This is a genomic window from Glaciecola sp. MF2-115 (assembly GCF_047250385.1).
Taxonomy (GTDB): domain Bacteria; phylum Pseudomonadota; class Gammaproteobacteria; order Enterobacterales; family Alteromonadaceae; genus Glaciecola.
Genome location: NZ_JBLBVM010000029.1, coordinates 1 through 23,079, shown reverse-complemented (window position 1 = coordinate 23,079; position 23,079 = coordinate 1). Strand labels below are relative to the sequence as shown.

The window sequence follows — 23,079 nt, the reverse complement described above, 5'->3', positions numbered from 1 at the left end:
ATTATTTATGCAAAATATCGATATTACTAAAGCGTGGTTTCAGTCGCTAGAAAACCAGAATAAAGACACACCTCATATCGTAGTTGGATATGGAAGCTTACTAAGTAAACAAAGTCGAGATCGTTATAGCAACATCAGATCTTTTCCTCTTCCTCTGACAGTTAGAAAATGGGAGCGTAGTTGGGTCACAAGATCGCTTGATGAAAAGCAAACTTATGTTGGTGCGTATCCTAATCATCACCGCAGTTTTAACGGCCAAGCATTTCCTACGAATATTGATAATCAGTTGAAGAAACGAGAGCAGGACTATAAGTTCACCCAACTTAAACTTGAGGATCTTGAATTTAAAAGTCTTTTGAATGAAAGGCAGTTTGATAAGTTACAGGCAAAAGAAGACTGGTGATGAAAACAGAAAGATTGCATTTTAGAAAGCCTCGTGCATCAGATGCCGATTTCATCAAGCAGTTGGTGAATGATCCTGATTGGTTACAGTACATTGGTGATAGAAAAGTAAATAGTAGAGATGATGCTATCCGATTTATTTCGAAAAACTTAAATGCGAAACAGCAAAACGAATTATTGGGTTTAAGAGTTTGTTGTTTGAATAAAACTAAACAGTCAATTTCAGGCGTGAATCAAGACACACCTATAGGTCTATGTGGTTTGTTGCAACGAGACTACCTAGACTCTATAGATATCGGCTACGCATTCTGCAAAGAGTATCGCGGATTAGGTTACGCAATGGAGGCTGCATCTTATTTCAAAAGCTTAGCTTTTGACGCGCTAAAGAAAGAGAAACTTTACGCAACGGTTTTAAATGAGAACGTAAAATCGATTATTTTGCTTGGAAAGTTAGGCTTTAAGTTAGTCGGTGGGCTTAGAGAAAATAACATTGTGTCTGAAACTACTTCACTTTATGTTTGTTACAGTGATAACTCCGGTTGTAATACGTCCTCGTAATTAAAAGACACACCTAAAATAGGTGTGTCTTAATTCTATCAAAATAGATTGTTTATGACTGCGGTGTACGCAAAACCATTAACCTCAATTCAGTCATATCTTCTATTGCGAACTTAATGCCCTCGCGTCCTAAACCTGACTCCTTCACTCCACCATATGGCATATTATCTACTCGCCAGCTTGGTACATCACCAATGACAACCCCTCCAACATCTAATTCATCCCAAGCTTTGTGAGCTTTGTATATATCTTTTGTGAACACACCGGCTTGAAGTCCGAACTGACTGTCATTCACTAGTCTTAGGGCCTCGTCAAAATCGGTGAATGATGCGATTGTCGAGACTGGACCGAATGCTTCTTCAGTATTGATATCACAGTTCATCGGAACGTTCTCAAGTAATGTAGCTTGTAACATCAATCCTGTTCTGGAACCACCACAAAGCAGGGTAGCTCCTGCATCCACAGCGCTTTCTATCCAGCCTTCAAGTCGCTTCGCCTCTGACTCAGAAATCATAGGACCAATAAATGTATCTTCGTTCAAAGGATCGCCATGTACTAAGTTCGCAACTTTTTCCGTGTATGCAGCTTTAAATTCTTCATATATTGATTCATGGATAAACACTCTCTGAACACTTATACAGCTTTGCCCTGATTGATAGTAAGCACCGAAAACGATACGTTCTACAGCATCTTTAATGTCAGTATCATGATCAACGATACATCCTGCATTTCCGCCGAGTTCTAATATCACAGGCTTTTTGCCCGCCTTCGCTTTTAGTTCCCATCCGACGCTTGGTGAGCCAGTAAAGCTAAGTAACTTAAATCGCTCGTCAGTTGTAAATAAATCGGCTCCATCGCGGCTGCAAGGAAGTATAGAAAATGCGCCTTCGGGTAAATCTGTCTCGGCAAGTATCTCACCAATTATAAGTGCTCCTATCGGTGTTCTACTTGCAGGTTTGAGGACGAATGCGCATCCTGCAGCTATAGCCGGAGCGACTTTATGAGCTGCTAAGTTTAAAGGAAAATTGAATGGGGAAATGAATGAGCATGGCCCAATTGGTACTTTTTTATATTGTCCTTGATAGCCTTTTGCTCTCTCAGTAATTTCTAAATTCATTACCGCACCTTCAATACGCACTGATTCTTCAGCTGCAATTTTGAAAGTGTCGATAAGTCTAGTTACTTCACCCCTTGCATCTTTAATTGGTTTACCAGCTTCTATACAAAGGGCGTAGGCTAACTCGTCAAAGCGTTCTTTAAATCGTGTAACACAGTGCTCTAAAACTTGCTGGCGTTTGTACGCTGGCATTTTATTAAGAATTTTCTGACTTTTTTCTGCGGCGCTAATTGCTTTATCAATTGTTGCTGCATCAGCCATTGCAACATTTGTAGCAACATCACCTGTATATTTATTTGTGACTTCTAAGTCTTGATTTGCAAATACTGCTTTGTTTGCTAAGTAGTAAGGGTATTGTTTTGCTAATTTCGTCATTGCGCTTGTCCTTTTACAAAGACACACCTATTTGCGAAATAGGTGTGTCTAGTTTGAGCTCAAATTTAAGGGAAATAAATGCCTTAAGTAGGTGTGTCTTTATTTAATTATTAACTAAAGCTTTGAGCTTAATTCTCGAATTGTCTTGTTTAAGGTCTCATCATTCAGACTATAATCAACGGGCACATCAATTAAGTGTACTGCAGGTTCAGCAAGGCATTTTTGAACGGTCGGTAATAATTCTTCCGTTGCTGCAATTCTCCAGCCTTTGCCGCCATATGACTCGACATACTTTACGAAATCAGGGTTGCCATAATCTAACCCAAAGTTTGCAAACTGCATATTAGCTTGTTTCCACTTTATCATTCCGTATGCGTCATCTCGCAAAATTACAACCACGACATGTAGTTTTAATCGAACGGCGGTTTCAAGTTCTTGACTATTCATCATGAAACCACCATCACCGCAGACTGTCAGAACCGCCTTTTCAGGATAAACTAACTTCGCAGCCAAAGCAGATGGTAGACCAGCGCCCATTGTCGCTAAGGCGTTATCGAGCAACAGAGTATTTGGGTAGAAGGCAGGGTAGTTTCGTGCAAACCAGATTTTGTATACACCATTGTCGAGCGTTACAATGCCATCTTTGGGCATGGCCTTACGGATTTCACGAACAAATCGTTCTGGCAGGATAGGGAATCTGTCGTCATCCTCAGAAGCACTTCTATGGGCGACATAAGCATCATGAACGTCCCTATAAAACTCAAGCTTCCAACTATCTTGAGGCCTTATTTTTTCCTTAATCTGCCAAATACTGTTGGCTATATCGCCGATGACTTCTAATTGTGGGAAATAAACTGGGTCGACAGAGGCTGAGTCAAAGTTGATGTGGATAACTTTCTGACTGTCATCTTCCATAAAGAATGGGGGTTTTTCAACAACGTCATGACCAACATTAATAATCAAATCAGCACGATCGATAACTCGATGAACGAAATCACCTGAAGACAATGCAGTATTGCCCATAAATAGTTTTCCATTTTCATCAAGCACACCTTTACCCATTTGAGTCGTGATATAAGGAATACCTGTTTTATCTACAAATTCCTGCAGCATTTTCGCTGTCAATTTTCGGTTTGCGCCAGCACCTATTAGCAATACAGGAGACTTAGCGTTTTCTATCATATCAACTGCGTGACTGATCGCTTTGTATTCCGCAATTGGTCGTCTTGCAATACTTGGTTTTAAAACAGGTGTATTGGTGTTTTCGTCTGCAATATCCTCTGGGAGTTCGATATGAACAGCGCCAGGTCTCTCTTCTGAAGCGAGTCTAAATGCTTCACGCACGATTGATGGAATTCGATCGCCACTTACAACTTGGGTTGTGTATTTTGTTATGGGGCGCATCATGTCTACGACATCGATAACTTGGAAGCGTCCTTGTTTACTTGATTTAATTGGCTTCTGCCCAGTAATCATGAGCATCGGCATAGCACCTAACTGGGCATAAGCGGCGGGTGTAACTAAGTTAGTAGCGCCCGGACCAAGTGTTGATAAGCAAACGCCAACTTTACCTGTCAAACGACCATAAGTAGCAGCCATGAAGCCTGCGCCTTGTTCATGACGGGTTAAAATTAGTTTGATGGAAGAATTACGCAGGGATTCTAGTAAATCGAGGTTCTCTTCGCCCGGAATACCAAAAATATACTCAACCCCTTCAGCTTCTAGGGCTTTTACCATTAAATCAGATGCTTTCATAATTTTCCTTTTTCTTAACTAAGTCGTCAGTATAGACAGGTAAATTGAATTTATACATTCAGTTCATGAGATTGTATTAAGCTATATTTCTATCCAATAGTAAATGTAATAGTCGTTTGGCTATTGAACTTCGGGTAATACGGTGGCTTGTATCAGCATTACATCCTCTCTTGGGGCATCTTGAAACCGTATTAACGCTTTGTACTCTGTTTCAACCAGGGCCATTTTATCAAGCACTTCTGTACCTTCAATGACACTACCAAAAACGGTATATCCCCAGGTTTTCCCTGGATCTAAATTATTGTTGTCGTTCATATTGAAAAAGAATTGTCGTTTGGCCGAATGCGGGTCGTCTTCTCGCGCCATCGCGATCGTATACATTTCGTTTTTTAGACCATTACCTGATTCATTAATAATAGTTCTGCTTGCTTTCTTCACTTTAAATTCAGGACCGTAACCCCCGCCTTGCACTATGTAACCTGGAATCACTCGATGAAATAGAGTGTTGTTAAACTCACCTCGTTTAACATAGCTCAGAAAATTATTAACAGTTGCAGGAGCGCGCTTCCTATTTAATTCAATCACCAAATCTCCCATACTGGTTTCAAATTTAACTTGGGGATAATAATTGTCTTTCTGGATGTTTTCTCCAGGTTGTTTCTGCGTGCTAGCAGATGAGGTGAAACTTAAAATGGTGACTATTAATAAAGTAAAAATTGACTTTTTCATTTTATTGCCTTGCTTTGTACGTGGATAAGATACTGAATTTTTTATTACTATCAATGACTTCATATCCGCCAAAAAGTTTCTTTATTTTTATTGGGTAGTCTAAATGGCGGTTGCCTACGATACGTAATTCACCACCGTGTTTTAACGCTTTTTTTGCATCCGTGAACATTTGATATGCAACATGATCGGTGATCGTATTTTGTTGATGGAACGGAGGGTTGCAAAGCACAATGTCATAGTTGGAGGATTCTTCCTTTAACAGCTCTTCTAAACAGTTACTGACGATAAAAGTAGCTCGTTCATCGCTGCCAATATGGTTAATGACATTCTGTCGAGCTGATTCAACCGCCATAAATGACTCATCTACAAAGGTAACGTGAGCGCCTTCGTTTTGGTCCAAAATAGACACACCTATTACACCATTGCCGCAACCCAAATCAATTACCGACTTGTTTAGAGCACTGGGAAGGTTCTTCAGCAAGATTCTAGCGCCAATATCTAAATGCTCGCGACAAAAAACATTTGCATGATTACTCAAAGAAAATGGTATTAAAGGATCGCTCACAATTGTTGGGTATGGTGATTTTTTCGTTTTTATTCCGGCATATTTAGAAAAAATGAGCCTTGCTTTTTTCTTAGCTAAGGACGTTGTTGTGGTGCCAATATATTTTTCAAACAACTTTAATACTGAGTTTTGCACTACCTTTACTTTACCTGCAGCGATTATTGTGGAACCTTCATCAAGAACCGATTGCAGTGCTATCAGCTGGTGTTCCAACAATGCAAGTGAACGAGGGATTTTAATCAGAACAACTTTCGCTTTAGATGGAATCACCTCATTCAGGTTCGTTAGTGCATCACAGAACTCAATACTTTCCGGGTCCATGCCATTAATCATTAGATTCGTCATAACACTTTTATGTGAAATCCAGGAGTCGGATACAAGAACGGGTTTTTTATCACTAAACCAGCATGATAGGGCACCAAAGTCATCGTTAATTATTAAAAAAGGTGTGTCTTTATTGAGAGTGCTTTCGAGTAGCGAGCAATTTTCAACATGCTCAATAATATATTCATCGGCAGCATCCCACGCTTGAAGACTGACATGTTGATGCTTCGCGGGGTAACGTTCTAAATGTAAACTGCGTTCAAATACAGTAAAATGCGTGTTCATTGAATTACTCGTTTTGTTGACGATGAGCAAAACCACCTACTATTTGAGATGCTATGCAACACGGTCTTTTTTCTGATAATGAGTCGCAGAGTCTACCCTTGGCTGATGCAAAGGTACAATATTTACCAAATTGGCTTGATAATAAAACAGCAAATACACTATTTGATTTATTTCTAGAAGAATTAGATTGGCAAGAAGGGACAATCAATATTTTTGGAAAAACGATGAAAATCCCTCGCTTACAAGCTTGGTATGGAGATGTTGGAACAGACTATACTTACTCAGGTGTTCGCATGCAGCCCCTGCCTTGGCAACGAGAGCTGCACTCGTTAAAAGCCCAATGCGAGCAACAATGCGAAACTCAATTCAATTCTGTTTTAGCCAACTTATATCGACATGGTCAGGACAGTATGGGTATGCATTCCGATGATGAACCAGAGCTAGGTTGTGAGCCGGTTATTGCATCAGTCTCATTGGGAGAGCTAAGAAACTTTGACTTTAAGCATAAAGTAAGTGGTGAGAAATTTAGATTACCTTTGGAGCATGGTTCATTGTTGATTATGAGAGGTGAAACTCAAAAGTTTTGGCAGCATGGCATTGCGAAAACGAAACAAGATTTGCAAGCTCGTATGAATTTTACATTTCGGAGAGTTTTAGTTGATTGACATTTTTGGTTTTGAAGAAAAAGGTGTTAAGAGGTGTGTCTTTATTTAAGGTATTTTAAACAAATAGGTGTGTCTTGTTTAATCATAGATTGAGATAAGGCTATACAGCCTCTAAAATGTGCCTAACTTTAGCGATAAAAATAATTTGAGAAAAATAATGAGCGTAGAACAGAGTATTATTGATAAATTGAATGCCAATTTTGACATTCATTTTTTAGAAGTCTTGAACGAAAGTCACATGCATAGTGTACCAGCTAATTCTGAGACGCATTTCAAAGTAACTATTGTTTCTAGTAATTTCGTAGGTAAGAGACTAATTCAACGGCAGCGGTTAATTAATCAATTACTAGCAGACGAGTTATCGGGGCCTGTGCACGCCTTAGCTCAACACACATACACTATTGAAGAGTGGGACAAGAAGTTGGGTGTTTCACCGGCCTCTCCGAATTGCTTAGGTGGTTCAAAGTAGCATCGTTAATGGGGAAATTTTTAACATACTGTTAAAAGAATTTAAATTCATTTTCTGCTAGACTCGCGACAATTTCGAAACAATAGAATTATAAATATGTTTAATTTAATAAATGGTACACAAGGGAATGTTAAAAATGACATTCTTTCAGGTGTGACCGTCGCCTTTGCGTTGGTGCCTGAAGCTGTGGCATTTGCCTTTGTTGCAGGCGTTGAGCCGATGGTTGGTTTATATGCAGCATTCATGATGGGCTTGATTACTTCGGCAATTGGTGGGCGTCCTGGCATGATATCAGGGGCAACAGGCGCCATGGCTGTCGTGATGGTCGCTTTAGTGGCACAACATGGGGTTCAATACCTGTTCGCCGCGGTCCTACTGGCTGGATTCCTCCAAATTATGGCGGGAATCTTTCGGCTCGGTAAATTCATTCGCCTAGTACCTTATCCCGTGATGCTCGGATTCGTAAATGGCCTAGCGATTGTCATTTTTTTAGCTCAACTAGGTCAATTCAAAGTATCAAGTCCGCTAGGTGGTGTTGAATGGATGAGCGGAACGGCGCTCTACATCATGCTAGGTTTAGTCGCTGTAACGATGACAATTATTTATTTATTGCCAAAACTAACGACAGCTATACCTGCTTCATTAGTGGCGATTGCAGCTGTCACAGGCATAGTTCATGGCTTTGATTTAGATGCTAGGACCGTAATCGATTTTGTACGAGAAATGGTTCCAGATGCACAAAAAGAAACTGTAACACTTGCTGGTGAGTTACCGAGCTTTGCTATTCCGGATGTAATGTTCAACTTAGAAACGTTGTACATAATCCTACCAACAGCGGTCATTTTAGCTTTGGTTGGTTTGATAGAGTCTCTGCTAACCTTATCACTTATCGACGAGATGACCGATACTCGAGGTCAGGGTAATAAAGAGTGCGTTGGTCAAGGCGTTGCGAATACAGTTAACGGCTTCTTTGGTGGAATGGGCGGTTGCGCGATGATTGGACAGAGTATGATTAACATTAACTCTGGTGGTCGCGGTCGTCTATCTGGCATCACTGCAGCCTTGGTATTGCTAGGCTTTATCTTATTCGCTGCTCCTCTAATTGAAATGGTACCTTTGGCCGCCCTAGTTGGTGTCATGTTTGTGGTGGTGATAGGAACGTTTGAATGGGCCTCATTTAGAATCGTCCGAGGTGTTAACAAAGAGGATGCATTCGTCTTGTTTCTCGTAACTGGCATCACTGTAATTGCTGATCTAGCTATCGCCGTGGTTGTCGGAGTTATTGTTTCTGCTCTTGTATTTGCTTGGAAACATGCAACGCATATTATGGCGAAAACTCACACAGACGATGACGGGTGGAAAGTATATGAGCTTGAAGGACCGTTATTTTTCGGTTCAGTAACACATTTCAGAGAAATTTTTGATGTGCAGAATGATCCTGACGATGTCGTAATTGACTTTAAAGAGTCGAGAATTTGGGATTCGTCAGGTATCGATGCTTTGGATGGTCTTGCTGATAAGTATAAACAGCAGGGCAAAAAGCTTCATATCAGACATATCAGCCCTGAGTGCAGAGTGTTGCTCAAGAAGGCTGGTGAATATGTTGAGATTAATGTAAATGAAGATCCTAGATATAGGGTTGTTTCGGATACGCTGGGCTAGCCACAGTGTGATGTGATTATGGAAACAAAAAGGGAGCTAACCATTAGCTCCCTTTTTCATTCTAGAGTAATAATTTTAAGCTCTATATAGTGTCTTTATTAGATGGAAACCAAATTGAGTTTTAACCGGCCCATGAACAGTTAAGATTTCTTTTTTAAATACAACATTGTCAAAAGCTTTCACCATCTCGCCACGACGAAACTCACCCAAGTCGCCTCCCTTTTTACCTGAAGGACATAAACTATGTTTCTTAGCTAAAGCCTGAAAGCTAGCACCTTTATCCAACTGAGACTTTATGCTGTCTGCTTCTTCTTTGGTTTTCACCAATATATGACATGCGCTAGCTTTCACGTTATTTTCCTATCTTAACTATAAAGACTTTTTAAATAAGAGCGTCATTCGATTCGATTCGCCAATCGTATCTACTTTGGCTTTCAACTTAGGATCTTCGGATGTGCCACTATAAGTCGGTGGTAGTCTCCAAACAATATCCTTTTCAGTCGGAATATCGTTCGGGTTCTCGTTAAAGTCTGCGTCACTAACAAGCTCAAAACCTGCGTTTTTAAAGGCATCAATAACGGCTGATTTCTTCAAGTAACCAGCACTGCCGTCAGCCCAGCTGTCAGAACTCGATTCGGGTGCTTGATGTTGGACTACACCAACTAAACCACCATCCTTGAGAAGCATTCTTGTTGTTTTTAGAGCTTCCGTCATCGTTCCTGCTTCTTTTTCAAATCGATTTAGGTTGTGAAGCGCTCTTATAAAAAGAACTCGGTCGACCGTTCCAGCAAGTGAATCCGGTGCATCAGCAAATGTGAAACCCGTCGAAGCAGGAGGGTTTTCAGCAAACTCCTTCACTTTGCCAGGAAAAGCAGCTGTTCCCTCAATAGCACTCTTTATGGCTTCTTCTGAGAAAAAACCAAAACGAGCCCACATATCATCGTTATAGTTGATCCCATGTAATTGACCTTCGGCTCCCAAATAGTAGGCTAAAATTTTTGAATACCAACCACCGCCAGGAAGTGCTTCGGCAACAGACATTCCAGGCGCAACTTTAAAAAACTCTAGAGTTTGAATTGGGTGACGCGCTTCATTTCTGACTTTATCTTCATCGCTACGGTTTTGTACTGCGTAGAATAACTTACCTCTGTCTACCGCTGGTGCTGCAGCCTTAAGCGGGGATGGCTCACCGGTTACTTCTTTTTTAGCATCTGTAACAGGGGAGTTGTCCTTTGGCGCTTCAGAGCACCCTATAGTAGTAGCTAAAGCTAATGCACAAGCTACGGCAGTTATTGATTTATTAAACATGGTAATCCTTATTTATGTTGTAAGCTAACTATATCGATATCGTTGGTTAGGCACTTCACTACATGACTAGTTCTGCTCACTGAGCCAATTAATCAAATCAACAATATCCTGTAAAGACATATCTCTTGTGAATTTTGCTTGATACTTACCGTTGACAATAATATTTGGTACGCCATTCAAGTAAGGCTTAAATTTGTCTATTTCACTATTATTTTCAGCAAAGGCATTAATCACCTCTTCATCATTCAACGCGGATTCAACTTCGGCTGTTGAAAAGTCATACGAAACAAACAACTCCTTAATGTCGTCAATACCTTCAATCTTTTGGCCTTGCTCATGAATGTGCGCGAATATAGCTGCAATCATGAGCTCTTCTTTGCCTAATGATTTCCCAATAAGCATGCCTTTCGTAGCATGCTCTTGATTCTCTTTAGAAGTAAACCCCATAAAGTTGACGTGAATCTTCTTAAAGCTTACATCATCATTCAAGTTTGATTTTATTTGAGAAACAATGCCTTCAAAGTGATAACACGCAGGGCACCAGAAAGAAAAAAACTCAACGACTTCTTTTTGAGCCGTTGCTTCATCAGCAATTACTTTATAGTGGGTATCTTCAATCCATTTGGATGGTGTTGCTATTGGACTAGGATCTTCAGGTAGCTTTTGCATTTCCTCTACTGCAGCATCAGTTTTTGCTGGAGGGGCTTCGGTACAACCTATAGTAGCGATACTCATAAATATAGCGGCAAAAAGCACGATCGAAGATTTTGTCATTTTACTTCCTAGAAATAATTCATAAATTAAGTAAGTGATTATAGTTGCTTTTGCCCAATGGTAAACCCGTAGTTTGTAAATGAATCTTTCAAAACATGGATTTAATAAAGACACACCTATTTTGAAGTTTGATAGGTGTGTTTTTTTGGAACTCAAGAAAAGGTGTGTCTTTGTTGCTTGGTTAAAGCGAAAATAGGTGTGTCTTTATTAGGGTGAAAAAAAAGGACCTTGCGGTCCTTTAATTCGAGTCGAGATTAATCTTACGGTTGTTTTGTCAACCAGATGATTAAGTTTACGATGTCGTCAGTCGTCATCTCTCTTGTAAATTGAGCTTGGTACTTGCCGTTCACGATAAAGTTTGGCACACCGTTAAGGTGCTTGCGGAATTTCGTGATTTCCTTATTGTTTTTGTTTACTAAGCTTTTTACACTGAAGCTCTTAGCCATTTTATCGAACTCTTCAGGCTCAATACCGTTGATAATGAATACGCTTCGCAAATCCTTTAAGTTAGATACAGTTGATTTTTGCTGATGAATATAATTGAAAATAGCACCATTTAGCTCAGTTTCTTTTTTCATTGCACGTGCAATAATCATCGCTTTGGTTGCATCTTCTTGGACATCTGGGCCAGTAAACTGCATAAAGTTAACATGAACCTTAGTAAATTTGACGTCCTCACCTATGCCAGCTTTAATACCTTTAACAAGCGGTTCGAATCGGTAACATGCCGGGCACCAAAATGAAAAGAACTCTTTGACTTCTGGTTTAGCAGTCGCTTTATCACTAATAACTTTGTAATGTTTACCTTCTTGCCATTGATCTGCAGCATGCACTGATAATGGAAGTAGTAACGCAATAAGCAGTATTGAAAACAGCTTCTTCATAAAAAATCCTTATTTGGAGTGACTTAGTTGCAGTTTATTTAAAACAACAGTCATTAATTTAAAATTTCTGGGCGCAGAGTACCACAAAGCAAAATGTCTTTTCAAAGCATAAGGCCGAAACCGCTGCGATATTCGACTTTATTCAGGCATCATTCAGTTTTAAAACTGATTATCATCGAATAAGAGAACTAGCTCACTCTTTAGTTCAATTGATAATTCATGCTCAGAACGACCTTCCGCGATTGGCCAACAAAACCAACAACATCTTCGAAGCGTTTGTTTAGTAAGTTGTCGACTCTCAAAGCGAAGCTCAATTTATCATTATATTTATGTGAATAGTTTGCACTTACTAACCAGTATGGCTGCAATTCAACTGTTTCTGCGGGCCTTGGGTACGGCGGGAAATATCTATCTTGCTTCGTGCCACTGTAATCAGCTTGAATGTATATATTGTTAGTATTACTTAAAATATAATTGATAGTGGCAGAGCCGGAGTGGCGAGAACGCCTCAATTCAACTTCTGACGGTGCTTTGGCATCTAAATAGGCATAGCTAAACGCCCAGCGAAAGTCAGTCCAATCACCTTTGAGTGAGACTTCTAACCCTTTTCTGGTAGATGTTTCTGCAATATTTTGTGCAGTAAAACCGGATGTTGTGGGGTCAAACACGAAGCCATTTATTTCATTCTTCAATTTGGTATTAAAATGAGTGATCTCAGCGCTTAAAGAGTTCGCAAAAGTATAAGAAATTCCCAACTCATTGGCATAGCTTGATTCTGGTGTCAGGGCTGAATTTCCGATAAATGTACCAGGAAAGAATCCAAATCGTTCTGTAAAAGTAGGATTTTTAATAGCTTTCCCTCTACTTACAAACGCACGGAAGTCATCGTTAAATGTATAACTAAGCCCCAGTCTAAAGCTATTCGCGTTATCAAAAGCATCACTATTATCAGAACGTAGGCTATAGCTTGCATGTAGTTTACTTGCGACTTCAAATTGTCCATCGCTTAATATAGAAATAGTGCGGTAATCTTGAGTTTGGTTGGGATTGCCATACACAATCGGACCACTTTGCTTGAAATCCTCTTGAACGCCATCAACGCCAATGTTGATAAAATCACTTGCACCAAAATCAATATAATTTATCCAAGTTAATCGCTGTGTCTGGCCAATTGTGCCACCTGTAAAAGTATCGCTTGAGAAACTATCGTTCGACAAAACATCGCTTGAGAAACTATCACTCTGAGAACGGTTTAATTGATAAGTTAATGATTGCGACCAAATACTATCGCTAGGAGTGAAATCCCATCGTACGAGCGAATTTACTTGTTCACCCTTAGAGTGATTATCGGCATCTATTGACAAGCCGGTGACGAAAAAGTCAGTCGCATCAAATTCAGTTTCATATTCAACTAATCGAGCATTGAAAGTGACTTTATGTTTTTCATTGAATAGATATTTGACATTGGCACTAAACGTCGTATTTCGATAACCGTCATTTTCACTGCCTTGACGAGATATATTGTCACCCTCAGTGCCAAGGTGGTTTAAATTTAAGGACAAGAAAAAGTCACGCTGTCGCGTTTTATATGACACACCTATTTGTCGCGTAGCTTGTGTTCCACCACCTACACTTCCGCTTAGTTTATGCTTGCCAAGGTCACTGGCACTTTTACTCGTAATACTAATCACACCAGAAACGGCACTGCTTCCCCAAAGGGCACTTTGCGGTCCACGCAGCAATTCAATACGCTCAATGTCAGCCACCAATAAATGTGCGAAGTCGACTAGGCCGCCCTGGCCAATGTCATTGACTTCAACGCCATCCACTAAAACGAGAATATGATTGCTTTCACTCCCGCGTAGTCGAATTTCAGTTAAAGTTCCTGTGGGTCCTGACTGGCTAATGTTGATACTCGCAAACGAACGCAACAAATCAGTAACCGTTAAAGCACCTGAAGCCGAGATAGTATCAGCATCGATAAATGAAACTGAACCCGCTAGCGTGCTTTTATCAACCGCAGCTCTCGAGCCAATAATACTTATGGTTTCAATATTTTTATTTTGTTCTGAAGCAAAAGTTGTTGCTGAATATGACGCTGCGCATATCACAGCCAATAATGGGAGTTTTATTTTCATGAATTGAGACTCTGTTAATGCTCCACCCGAGCATGACAAAAAAGAAGGGCATAGTGCCAGTACCTATCGAGGCCGGTATCCGGGCTTACACTTGTTTATTATCTCCTTCCCATGACTGGCACAGTGGATGACGCCGATAAAGATATCGGTGGATGATAAGCGGAAGTTTTTTGAACTTCCTGTGTTTACCGTTGCGGGGGCAGCGCTGGATTTACACCAGTTTCCCGTTTAACTTTTGCTTTATTACAAAAGCACCTTGAACGCTTTGGATTATAGAGTTTTTATAGTGGATGTGAATAATTATTTACACTTAATTTTGAGTTGCATATAACTAAAGTGAACGAGAGTTTAAAGCCAGAAAAACATAGCCTTAGTGACCGCGAAAATTACAATTTCAGAGGTGCTTCCTGAAGGGCTGAGAACTGCTCTTTCAATGCAAGAATTTGGTTTTCCCAGTATTTATCTTCAGCGAACCAGGGAAACGCTTGAGGAAATGCAGGATCCTCCCAACGCTGGCTTAACCAAGCCATATAATGAACCATGCGCATTGCTCGCAAAGGTTCTATAAGTGGAAGTTGCTTAGTGTCAAATTCGTGAAATTCATTATAAGCCTCAACTAAAGTATCTAATTGGATGAATTGTTGCTGCTTATCGCCGGATAACATCATCCAAATATCTTGTACTGCTGGGCCCATTCGACAATCATCTAAATCGACAATAGTAGGGCCATCACGCCATAAAATATTTCCAGGATGTAAGTCACAATGCAAGCGAATAGCTTGATAATTGCTTGATAATCTTTGCTTGGTTTCGGCGATCACCATATCTAAGATGGTATGGAAAGCGGTTTGCAAATGATGTGGTACTAAGGTGCCGTTCAACAAGACTTGTTTGGGTGTGTCTAAATAGCTGCTAGTGCAAACTTTGGGGCGGTGAACAAATGGTTTTGATTGCGCTACTCTGTGCATGCGACCAATATAACGCCCCATCCATTCGAGTTGCTCAAGATTATCTACTTCAAATTGTCTGCCGCCAGCTGAAGGGAACAGCGCAAAGCGATAATCGGCATGATGATGCAAACTTGCGCCATTAATGACTAAAGGGGCGACGATAGGAATCTCTTCACCCATTAGTTCAAGTGCAAAATCATGCTCCTCTTGAATTTGTTCATTACTCCATCGTTGTGGCCGATAGAATTTGGCAACGTAACGTTTGTTATCTTCCGCTAAGAATTGATAAACTCTATTTTCATAGCTATTTAAAGCTAATAAGCCTGATGATGCCCTGACATCAACACTTTCAATTGCATCCAATATAAGATCTGGGTTGAGTCCCGCGAACGAGAAATCAGACATCAGTAAAAATAAACCTGCTAGTTTCTTGAATTTTGATTACTTCACCATTTTCATCTTGGGTTTGTACATGGAATATAAAATCAGTAACTTCTTCGGTGACTGAATAGGGGTCAGTCACAACGCTCATTGGCAATGTATAAACTTCACCACCGCGCACTGTTACCTCATTCTCACCTACATATTTTGCGCCTTCAATACCACTAATGGATATTTTGAAAACACGATCACTTTGTGATTTATTGAGTAACTTCAAGGTATATACGTTCTCAATTAGCCCTTGGTTTGTTTCACGATATAGCGAGTTTCGATCCTTAATAATATCTAATTCCAGCGGCACGCGAGTGTATATGTCGAGTACCAATAAACTCGTCATTATTAGCAGCACAATAGCATAGCCTATGAGTTTTGGACGCACTATTTTAGTGACGCCCCCAGAAAGCTGATGCTCTGAAGTGAAGCTAATGAGGCCTTTTTCATAGCCCATTTTATCCATGACACCGTTGCACGCATCGACACATGCACCGCAATTGATGCACTCGTACTGTAAACCGTTGCGAATATCTATGCCTGTTGGGCAAACTTGGACGCAAAGGTTGCAATCAATACAGTCACCCAGGCCTTTCTCTTCCAGCGCTTCATGCGTGACTTTACGAGAGCGGGGCCCGCGTTGTTCCCCACGTTTTGTATCATATGCAACTGTAAACGTATCTTTATCGAACATGGCCGATTGGAATCGCGCATAGGGGCACATGTGAGTACACATAATCTCTCGCATATAGCCAGCATTGCCATAGGTACACACGGTAAAGAATATAATTGAAAAGCCGGCCCAAAAACCAACATTTAAGGTGAAGAAATCAACGAATAAGTGATCAATGGGAGTGAAGTAGCCAACAAATGTTATCGACGTAAGTAGGGCAACTGTTATCCATGAAAAATGCTTAAGCGTTTTGCGCGTAAATTTATCGAGATCCATTTTTCGCTGATCTAATTTTACTCGCTTATTGCGACTGCCCTCTATTTTTTCCTCAAACCATATGTATATGAAGGTCCAAGTTGTCTGGGGGCACATAAAGCCGCACCATACTCGCCCTGCGAAAGTCGTTACGAAAAACAAAGCAAATGCAGCGACGATAAAAATATAAGCAAGAATGGTGAGATCTTGAGGCCACAATGTCATGGCAAATATACTGAAGCGTTGTTCACCGATATCGAACAAGACAGCTTGATTACCGTTGTATTGAATCCAGGGTATAACTGCAAAAATACCCAAAAATATCAAACCAAAAAAACGTCTAATATTTTCAAGCACCCCTTCAACAGCGCGCACATATATCCGGCTTCGGGCTGAATAGTTTGTCGTTTCCGCTGCTTTATGGATTTTTACTGGGGTAACGTCTTTAATTTTTATTTGTTCGCTCATGAACCGCTCCGGAAGGCCAAATGGTAGTGCGAATTAAAGAAAGAGAAAGCGCACTAGATACAACCCAGATATTATAGCAACTTGAAGTAAAGATTTGTTATTTCAGATCAAAAAACCTTGGATTGTTTGCTCAGAAGAAAAATATACCTTTGATGCTTGCCGCTAAAAACCAAAAATATACAGATGTATTAGTGAATATCTTTGTTTTAAGGCAATACATAGATAGTATACAGTCCTTAAACAATGTGTTTAGTTATCAATTACAATATCTTTAGAGGGGCTTTTAATTTTATATGTGGCGAGCTTTAGTCATTTTTATTGAAGTAATGGTATTAGTTGTCGTATTAAGGACTTCTTTTGTGCAATATTTCCTGTCTGATATTCAACAAACTGTGACTGGTTGGATAGAGACTGTTATCGAAATCCCGGAGCAACAAGCACTGTCATCACTGCGTGAGCGCTACTTTTATAACAACATGTCATTACAACCACATCAGATGGATTATGTTCTCGATATTACAGAATCCAAAGAGAAGTTAGAGGCTTTCAGAAAGTTCTACTGTATCAAAAAAGATAAAAATCCGTTTATTTATGGACAAAACCTTGTCCGTTTATGTGAACAAATTAAAGAAACCAAGTTTTAAGTCTTAAAAATCTGGAACTAAACAACTAATTTGCTAGTCTTAATAATACGTTAGTTTTATTTTGTTAAACGAGGTTTTTATGATCCTTTATTTTAAAGCGCTAATCGCCGCACCTACATTCCTGTTTGCTGGCACAGTGCTGTCGATGAATGTTTTATCTCCTAATTCTCAAGATGCAACTAGCGCCACTACTGAAGTTCAAAGTAAGGTTGCTATTGAGTGGATAGAACCGAAAAAATTCCGAGACGTCGAGCACCCAACAATTTCAAGAAAGCGCTATAGAGAGTCTGTTTTTGAAGAGTTGGAAGCTTATTTTAGTGAATTGTCGGAAGCACTGCCAGATGGACGTAAACTCAGTATAAAGGTAACTGAGCTTGATTTGGCTGGGACTGTGCAAACTCAGTCTATGGCTGGTCTAAACCATTATTCTCAAAGTTCACGCGCTAATATTAATGAGTATCGTATTATGCGAGATATCGATATACCACGCATGACTTTCTCTTACGAATTAAAGGATGAAAGTGGACAAGTAATAAAGGAAGAGGAAGTCAATTTGAAAGACATGAGTTACCTCTCCAGTGTCAATTCGATACATAAAAATACAGCACTTCGCTATGAAAAGGCTATGATTTCAGAATGGTTCAAAAAAACTTTTCTAAGCGAAAGCTAGTAGATTCAATAACTTCAGATATACGTGAGTATAATTTTTAATAAGTGATTTGATCTGTCACATTTATGTAGTAATTTAGCTGTACCTTAGCTCAGCTAAATTACTACAATAAAAACCAAAAACGGACAGGTCAGTATGAATTTTAAAGCTCTATCTACACTCCTGCTTTCTGCCTTCAGTATAAATGCATCTGCAAATGTATTTATCTCTGAATATGTAGAGGGATCAAGTAATAACAAAGCAATTGAAATATACAACAACAGTGAAACACCTGTTGATCTTAGCCAATACAAGCTTGCGTTCTACTTTAATGGCGGCGCAAATGCAGGCAATACAATACAATTAGCTGGTTCACTCCCTGCATACTCAACATACGTTATCGCCGATGATGGCAGTAATGAAGCTTTGAAAATGAAAGCGTCAATGCTCGCATCAGGGAACTTTTTTAACGGTGATGACTTTATTCAGTTAGTGCAGCTTGATTCTTCTGAAATTGAAGTCGTTGTAGACACGATTGGTACCTATGGAACCGATCCTGGTAGCGAGTACAAGGTAACAGTTGATGGCGTTGTTTACTCTACGGCGAATAAAACTTTAGTTCGTCGTGACAATATTACGACTGGTGATACTGACGGTACGAATGCATTTGACCCAAGCATTGAGTGGAACGTTTTTTCACAAGATGATTTTTCTAATTTGGGCGCGCATACAACCCTAGACACTCCAGACGATGGTGGTTCAGATGGCGGCGGCACAGATGGCGGCACTGACGGTGGCACCGATGGTGGAGCGGATAATGGTTCAAGTGGCGATCTTAGCAATGTTTGTACTAATTGCGCAGATTTGCCTCAGTTTAAAGACCCTTCAACGTTTGATGCTTCTACTTACTATGCTGAAGTTAATCAGCTTGTAAGTGACAATGCTGAAACTAGCCAAATAAAGGCAAAACTAAGTGAAGTCATTTCTACGGATATTACTCGTTTAAGCTACAGCCAAGTTTGGACGGCTATGACGGCGACAGATCAAGATCCGAATGAGCCTAATAATATTATTTTGCTTTATTCAGGCCGCTCCATTCCAAAGACGTCGAACGGCAGTGGTAATGCAAGTTCAAATGGCGACAATTGGAATCGTGAACATTCTTGGCCGAAAAGCCGTGGATTCAGTGGAAGCAACGATGAGCCTTACACAGATATTCATCACCTTCGTCCAACCGATATTTCAATTAACTCTGCGCGTGGCAGTCTCAGCTATGATGAGAGTGATCGTGCATTGTTTGAGAGTGAAATAACCTCTGAAACTGATCCAACTCTTCGAGCGGAGGTGTTGGAACAGACAGCACAAAACTTTAAAGATGATGACTCTTTTGAGCCTCGCGCTGAAGTGAAGGGAGATGTTGCTCGTATGATGTTGTACATGGATACGAGATATGAAGCCAATGGAACATATATCGATTTAGTACTCACCAACGATCTTGCAAATAACGGTAATACCTTAGGTAAGTTGTGTACTTTGTTACAGTGGAACATGGCAGATCCTGTCAGTGACTTCGAAAGAAACCGAAACGATGCTGCATATCAGTATCAAGGCAACAGAAACCCATTTATCGATAACCCAGAGTGGGTCGAATTACTATATCCGCTTGAATCATGTGACTCTGTGACAGGCGGCGGTTCTGACGGTGGTACTGATGGTGGTTCAGATGGCGGAACTGACGGCGGCACTGACGGCGGCACTGATGGTGGCACCGACGGCGGCACTGATGGCGGTTCAACAGGTGGTTCAAGTAATAGCCCACTCGTTATCACTGCTATTTTTGATGGACCACTAAGCGGTGGCATTCCAAAAGGTATTGAAGTTTATGTTGCTCAAGACATGAGTGACTTATCAACGTGCAGTATTCGAGGAACTAACAACGGTGGAACGCCTTCTGGTTCAGGCTTTGCGATCACTCGATTAGAGGGTGATAACTCAGCAACTAAAGGTGAGTTTTTGTACTTCTCGTCTGAAGCGCCAGGGTTTACAGCATTCTTTGGTTTTGCTCCAGATGCAACCACTGGACAATTAGGCATCAACGGCGATGACATGGTTCAACTCTTGTGTGATGGCAATGTTGTTGATACTTATGGTGTTGAAGGCGTTGACGGCACAGGTGAAGTATGGGAATACCTCGATTCTTGGGCTTATAGAGTCGCAGAAACATCACCCAATCCAGTATTTAACACAAGCGATTGGATAATTGCAGGTAAGAATTCATTGGATGGTGAAACAGCAAACAACGCTATTCCAATTGCTACGTATTCATTAAGCCAGGGTGACCTGATTATCTCTGAATATATTGAAGGCAGTAGTTTCAATAAAGCGATTGAGATTGCTAACCTGACTGGTGGCGAAGTTGACCTATCTAATTACTCTTTGAAATTATATGCAAATGGTAGCCCCACAAAAACAGCTGAACAAATTCTTAGTGGCGTACTCGCAGCGAACTCTGTTTATGTTGTTGCCAACCCAAGTGCGAACGAGCAGATTAAAGCTATTGCAGATTTAACCTCTTCTGTCATTAATTTCAATGGTGATGATGCATTTGCCTTAGCTAAATCTGGCGACGACATTGATGTTATTGGTCAAATTGGCGTGCAGACAGTTTGGGGAAGCGGAGACACAAGCACGAAAGACCGCACTATTAGAAGGAAGCTAGCAGTAAGCCAAGGTGATGCTGACGGCTCTGATGCTTTTGATCCAGCAATTGAGTGGGATGGATTTGCACAAAATGATATCGCAGACCTAGGCCTATACGCTGGCTTTGGTGGCGGTGATAATGGCGGTGGCGACGGAGATAATGGCGGTCCAAGTGACGACGAACTATTAGGTGTTTGTTTTGAGGAAGCAACCTACATTCACTCAATTCAAGGCAATGCTGAAACCAGCCCAATGCTTGGAGAGAAAGTAGTTGTTGAGGGCGTTGTAACATTGATTGCGCCAAATCTAGGTGGATTCTTCATGCAAGAAGAAGACATGGACACGGACGCAGATTCAAGCACTTCAGAAGGTCTTTTTGTTGAAATTGCAACAGAGGGTTTAGAAATTCTAGAAGGTGATGTTATCCGAGCTGTAGGAACTGTTGCAGAAACCTTTGGTCGCACAAGTATGGAAGCGACATTGATTTCTACTTCATGCGCAAGCGATTACGTAAGTGACGTTGAAGTCAGCTTACCATTGAGCTCTGAGTTCGATTTAGAATCGATTGAGAATATGATGATCCGCAATTCAGGAACGTGGTACGTGACTGATTTAGGGAGCTATGTGCGTTTCGGCGAACTTGTTGTTTCTGGCAATTTACTATTCACACCAACACATTTATTTGCTGCGGATAGTGATGAGGCAAGTGCATTAGTTGACACCAATAACCGCAACAAGGTTATTTTAGACGACTTAAGTAATGGCACGCCTGAATCTTTGGATTTGCCTGCAGGTGGTTTTGATGCATTTAATCCAATTCGCATTGGTGATTCATTTAATTCGATTTCAGGTGTAATGGATTTTGCATTTGGTAATTATCGAATTCGTCCTACTGTTATGCCAATTGTTGAACAAACAAACTTGAGAACTGAAGCTCCAGAGCTAGAAGTCGGAAACCTCAAAGTAGCTAGCTTCAACGTTTTAAATCTGTTCAATGGCGATGGTATGGGTAACGACATATCTTCAGGTCGAGGTGCTGATACGCAAGAAGAGTATGAGCTTCAGTTGCTTAAAATCACAAATGCAATCATTGCTATCGATGCTAATGTCATTGGCTTAATGGAGATAGAGAATGATGGCTATGATGAGTTAAGTTCAATCTCTCAGTTGGTTGACTCTATCAACGCTAGTCTAGGTGGTGAGGTCTATCAATTTGTTGATGCTGGTGAACCTCAGGGTACCGATCAGATATCAGTGGGTATTTTATACAAACCTGAAACGGTAACGCCAGATGGTGCACTGAAAGTACTTAATTCTGACAACTCTATAAAAGACGAGAACAATGAGCCACTGTTTGATACCTCATTGAATCGTCCGTCTTTTGCTCAAGCGTTCATTTTAAATGAGTCAGAGAAGCCATTCGTTGTAAACGTTAACCATCTGAAATCTAAGGGAAGTAGCAGTCGCTGTGTGCAACCTGGTGATAATGATGGCTTGCAAGGTAACTGCAATATAACTAGAACGCGTGCTGCTCAAGCTTTGAATATTTGGTTGAATGAGCAGTTTACTGATGTCCCTGTCATGATTATTGGTGACTTGAACGCGTATGCGAAAGAAGACCCAGTACAAACTTTAGTAAATGCTGGCTTTAAAGATGTTGCGAGAGAGCTTGAAGGTCCATTGGCGTATAGCTATAGATTTGATGGTCTGCTAGGTTCATTGGATTATGCTTTGGCTAATGAGCAGGCATTCGATGCAGTTGTTGATGTTACTGAATGGCATATCAATGCTGATGAATACGCTGGTTTCGACTACAGTTCGAAGCTACCACGTTCATCAACAGTGAAGCCTGATGCTTTCTTGAGCGACTCAGTATATAGAGCCTCAGATCATGATCCGGTTGTTGTTAGTCTTTTACTAGAAGCTGACCCGGCTGCGTTTGGTGATCTGAATGAAGATGGCTCGATAGACTTTAGAGACTACTTTATTATTGTTCGTTCGCTTGGCGCGAGAGAAGGTAGTTCAAGATACAACCCTGCTGCCGACATGGACAATAGCGGTAGAGTAACATTTAGAGATCTGTTTATTTGGTACTTCGCTTACCTATATAGCAGATAAAAAATCAGCTATTCGATGAAAAAAGCCAGTTTAATAAAGTGAAGTGACCCCATTAAGTTGGACTCATTTCTAAGCGGCGACCAAGGCCTGATTTCGATATTGTGTCGGACTCAGGCCTTTTAGTTTTAGCTTAATGCGTTCGTTGTTGTAATAATCAATGTATTGTTTGATGTTTTCAAT

20 protein-coding genes and 1 riboswitch are annotated in these 23,079 nt (G+C 40.5%); of the genes, 8 read left to right on the top strand and 12 right to left on the bottom strand.

The window, feature by feature from the left end; translation table 11 throughout:
* Positions 1-7: 7 nt before the first annotated feature.
* Both ACKLNX_RS00895 and ACKLNX_RS00890 read left to right on the top strand, forming a co-directional pair.
* Positions 8-403: a hypothetical protein gene (locus tag ACKLNX_RS00895; RefSeq protein ID WP_412970889.1), complete on the top strand. Its 396-nt coding sequence runs from the start codon at positions 8-10 to the stop codon at positions 401-403.
* Positions 403-960 carry a GNAT family N-acetyltransferase gene (locus ACKLNX_RS00890; RefSeq protein WP_412970888.1) on the top strand — a complete coding sequence of 186 codons (558 nt, stop codon included), beginning with the start codon at positions 403-405 and terminating at the stop codon, positions 958-960. Before ACKLNX_RS00895 ends, ACKLNX_RS00890 begins: the two co-directional genes overlap by 1 nt.
* Positions 961-1,012: 52 nt before the next feature.
* On the opposite strand, the gene ACKLNX_RS00885 is transcribed toward ACKLNX_RS00890, so the two are convergent.
* From ACKLNX_RS00885 to ACKLNX_RS00870, 4 genes are all read right to left on the bottom strand, one after another.
* The gene (locus ACKLNX_RS00885) at positions 1,013-2,452 is read right to left on the bottom strand and encodes an aldehyde dehydrogenase family protein (RefSeq protein ID WP_412970887.1); all 1,440 of its coding nucleotides are present in this window, start codon (positions 2,450-2,452) and stop codon (positions 1,013-1,015) included.
* 114 nt (positions 2,453-2,566) lie between these two features.
* Entirely contained in the window at positions 2,567-4,207 is a 1,641-nt protein-coding gene (locus tag ACKLNX_RS00880) for an acetolactate synthase large subunit (RefSeq protein ID WP_411693290.1), read from the bottom strand.
* Positions 4,208-4,327: 120 nt separating this feature from the next.
* Positions 4,328-4,936, bottom strand: a complete 609-nt coding sequence (locus tag ACKLNX_RS00875) for a peptidylprolyl isomerase (protein ID WP_412970886.1) — start codon at positions 4,934-4,936, stop codon at positions 4,328-4,330.
* A gap of 1 nt (position 4,937) precedes the next feature.
* On the bottom strand, positions 4,938-6,110 hold the full coding sequence (locus ACKLNX_RS00870) for a methyltransferase (RefSeq protein WP_412970885.1): 1,173 nt from the start codon (positions 6,108-6,110) through the stop codon (positions 4,938-4,940).
* Positions 6,111-6,163: 53 nt separating this feature from the next.
* Between ACKLNX_RS00870 and ACKLNX_RS00865 the strand changes: the two genes are divergently transcribed.
* From ACKLNX_RS00865 to ACKLNX_RS00855, 3 genes are all read left to right on the top strand, one after another.
* Entirely contained in the window at positions 6,164-6,775 is a 612-nt protein-coding gene (locus ACKLNX_RS00865) for an alpha-ketoglutarate-dependent dioxygenase AlkB family protein (RefSeq protein ID WP_412970884.1), read from the top strand.
* A 157-nt stretch (positions 6,776-6,932) separates the two neighbouring features.
* Entirely contained in the window at positions 6,933-7,244 is a 312-nt protein-coding gene (locus ACKLNX_RS00860) for a BolA family protein (RefSeq protein ID WP_412970883.1), read from the top strand.
* A 96-nt stretch (positions 7,245-7,340) separates the two neighbouring features.
* Positions 7,341-8,906, top strand: coding sequence for a SulP family inorganic anion transporter (locus tag ACKLNX_RS00855; RefSeq protein ID WP_412970882.1), 1,566 nt, complete (start codon positions 7,341-7,343; stop codon positions 8,904-8,906).
* 75 nt (positions 8,907-8,981) lie between these two features.
* Here ACKLNX_RS00855 and ACKLNX_RS00850 read toward each other — a convergent pair whose 3' ends face one another.
* The 7 genes from ACKLNX_RS00850 to ccoG form a co-directional block, all read right to left on the bottom strand.
* Positions 8,982-9,257 (bottom strand): peptidylprolyl isomerase, encoded by a 276-nt coding sequence (locus tag ACKLNX_RS00850; protein ID WP_411693284.1) that lies wholly within the window; start codon positions 9,255-9,257, stop codon positions 8,982-8,984.
* A gap of 18 nt (positions 9,258-9,275) precedes the next feature.
* On the bottom strand, positions 9,276-10,214 hold the full coding sequence (locus ACKLNX_RS00845) for a class I SAM-dependent methyltransferase (RefSeq protein WP_412970881.1): 939 nt from the start codon (positions 10,212-10,214) through the stop codon (positions 9,276-9,278).
* Positions 10,215-10,280: 66 nt separating this feature from the next.
* On the bottom strand, positions 10,281-10,988 hold the full coding sequence (locus ACKLNX_RS00840; RefSeq protein ID WP_411693282.1) for a thiol:disulfide interchange protein DsbA/DsbL: 708 nt from the start codon (positions 10,986-10,988) through the stop codon (positions 10,281-10,283).
* 260 nt (positions 10,989-11,248) lie between these two features.
* The gene (locus ACKLNX_RS00835) at positions 11,249-11,872 is read right to left on the bottom strand and encodes a thiol:disulfide interchange protein DsbA/DsbL (RefSeq protein ID WP_412970880.1); all 624 of its coding nucleotides are present in this window, start codon (positions 11,870-11,872) and stop codon (positions 11,249-11,251) included.
* A 200-nt stretch (positions 11,873-12,072) separates the two neighbouring features.
* Positions 12,073-14,010, bottom strand: coding sequence for a TonB-dependent receptor plug domain-containing protein (locus tag ACKLNX_RS00830; protein WP_412970879.1), 1,938 nt, complete (start codon positions 14,008-14,010; stop codon positions 12,073-12,075).
* Between the two features lie 52 nt (positions 14,011-14,062).
* Positions 14,063-14,284, bottom strand: a riboswitch (cobalamin riboswitch).
* 112 nt (positions 14,285-14,396) lie between these two features.
* A complete protein-coding gene (locus ACKLNX_RS00825) occupies positions 14,397-15,365 on the bottom strand; it encodes a serine/threonine protein kinase (protein WP_412970878.1) in 969 nt (322 codons plus the stop codon).
* On the bottom strand, positions 15,358-16,788 hold the full coding sequence (ccoG, locus tag ACKLNX_RS00820; RefSeq protein ID WP_412970877.1) for a cytochrome c oxidase accessory protein CcoG: 1,431 nt from the start codon (positions 16,786-16,788) through the stop codon (positions 15,358-15,360). Before ccoG ends, ACKLNX_RS00825 begins: the two co-directional genes overlap by 8 nt.
* A gap of 359 nt (positions 16,789-17,147) precedes the next feature.
* Here ccoG and ACKLNX_RS00815 point away from each other — a divergent pair, with 359 nt between their 5' ends.
* The 3 genes from ACKLNX_RS00815 to ACKLNX_RS00805 all read left to right on the top strand — a co-directional run bounded on the left by ACKLNX_RS00815 (position 17,148) and on the right by ACKLNX_RS00805 (position 22,899).
* Positions 17,148-17,432 carry a hypothetical protein gene (locus tag ACKLNX_RS00815; RefSeq protein ID WP_412970876.1) on the top strand — a complete coding sequence of 95 codons (285 nt, stop codon included), beginning with the start codon at positions 17,148-17,150 and terminating at the stop codon, positions 17,430-17,432.
* 79 nt (positions 17,433-17,511) lie between these two features.
* Entirely contained in the window at positions 17,512-18,102 is a 591-nt protein-coding gene (locus tag ACKLNX_RS00810) for a DUF3016 domain-containing protein (protein WP_412970875.1), read from the top strand.
* Positions 18,103-18,237: 135 nt separating this feature from the next.
* Positions 18,238-22,899, top strand: a complete 4,662-nt coding sequence (locus ACKLNX_RS00805) for an ExeM/NucH family extracellular endonuclease (RefSeq protein WP_412970874.1) — start codon at positions 18,238-18,240, stop codon at positions 22,897-22,899.
* A 69-nt stretch (positions 22,900-22,968) separates the two neighbouring features.
* On the opposite strand, the gene ACKLNX_RS00800 is transcribed toward ACKLNX_RS00805, so the two are convergent.
* Positions 22,969-23,079, bottom strand: a 111-nt coding sequence (locus ACKLNX_RS00800; RefSeq protein ID WP_412970899.1) for an IS3 family transposase, incomplete at its 5' end; no start/stop codon positions are given.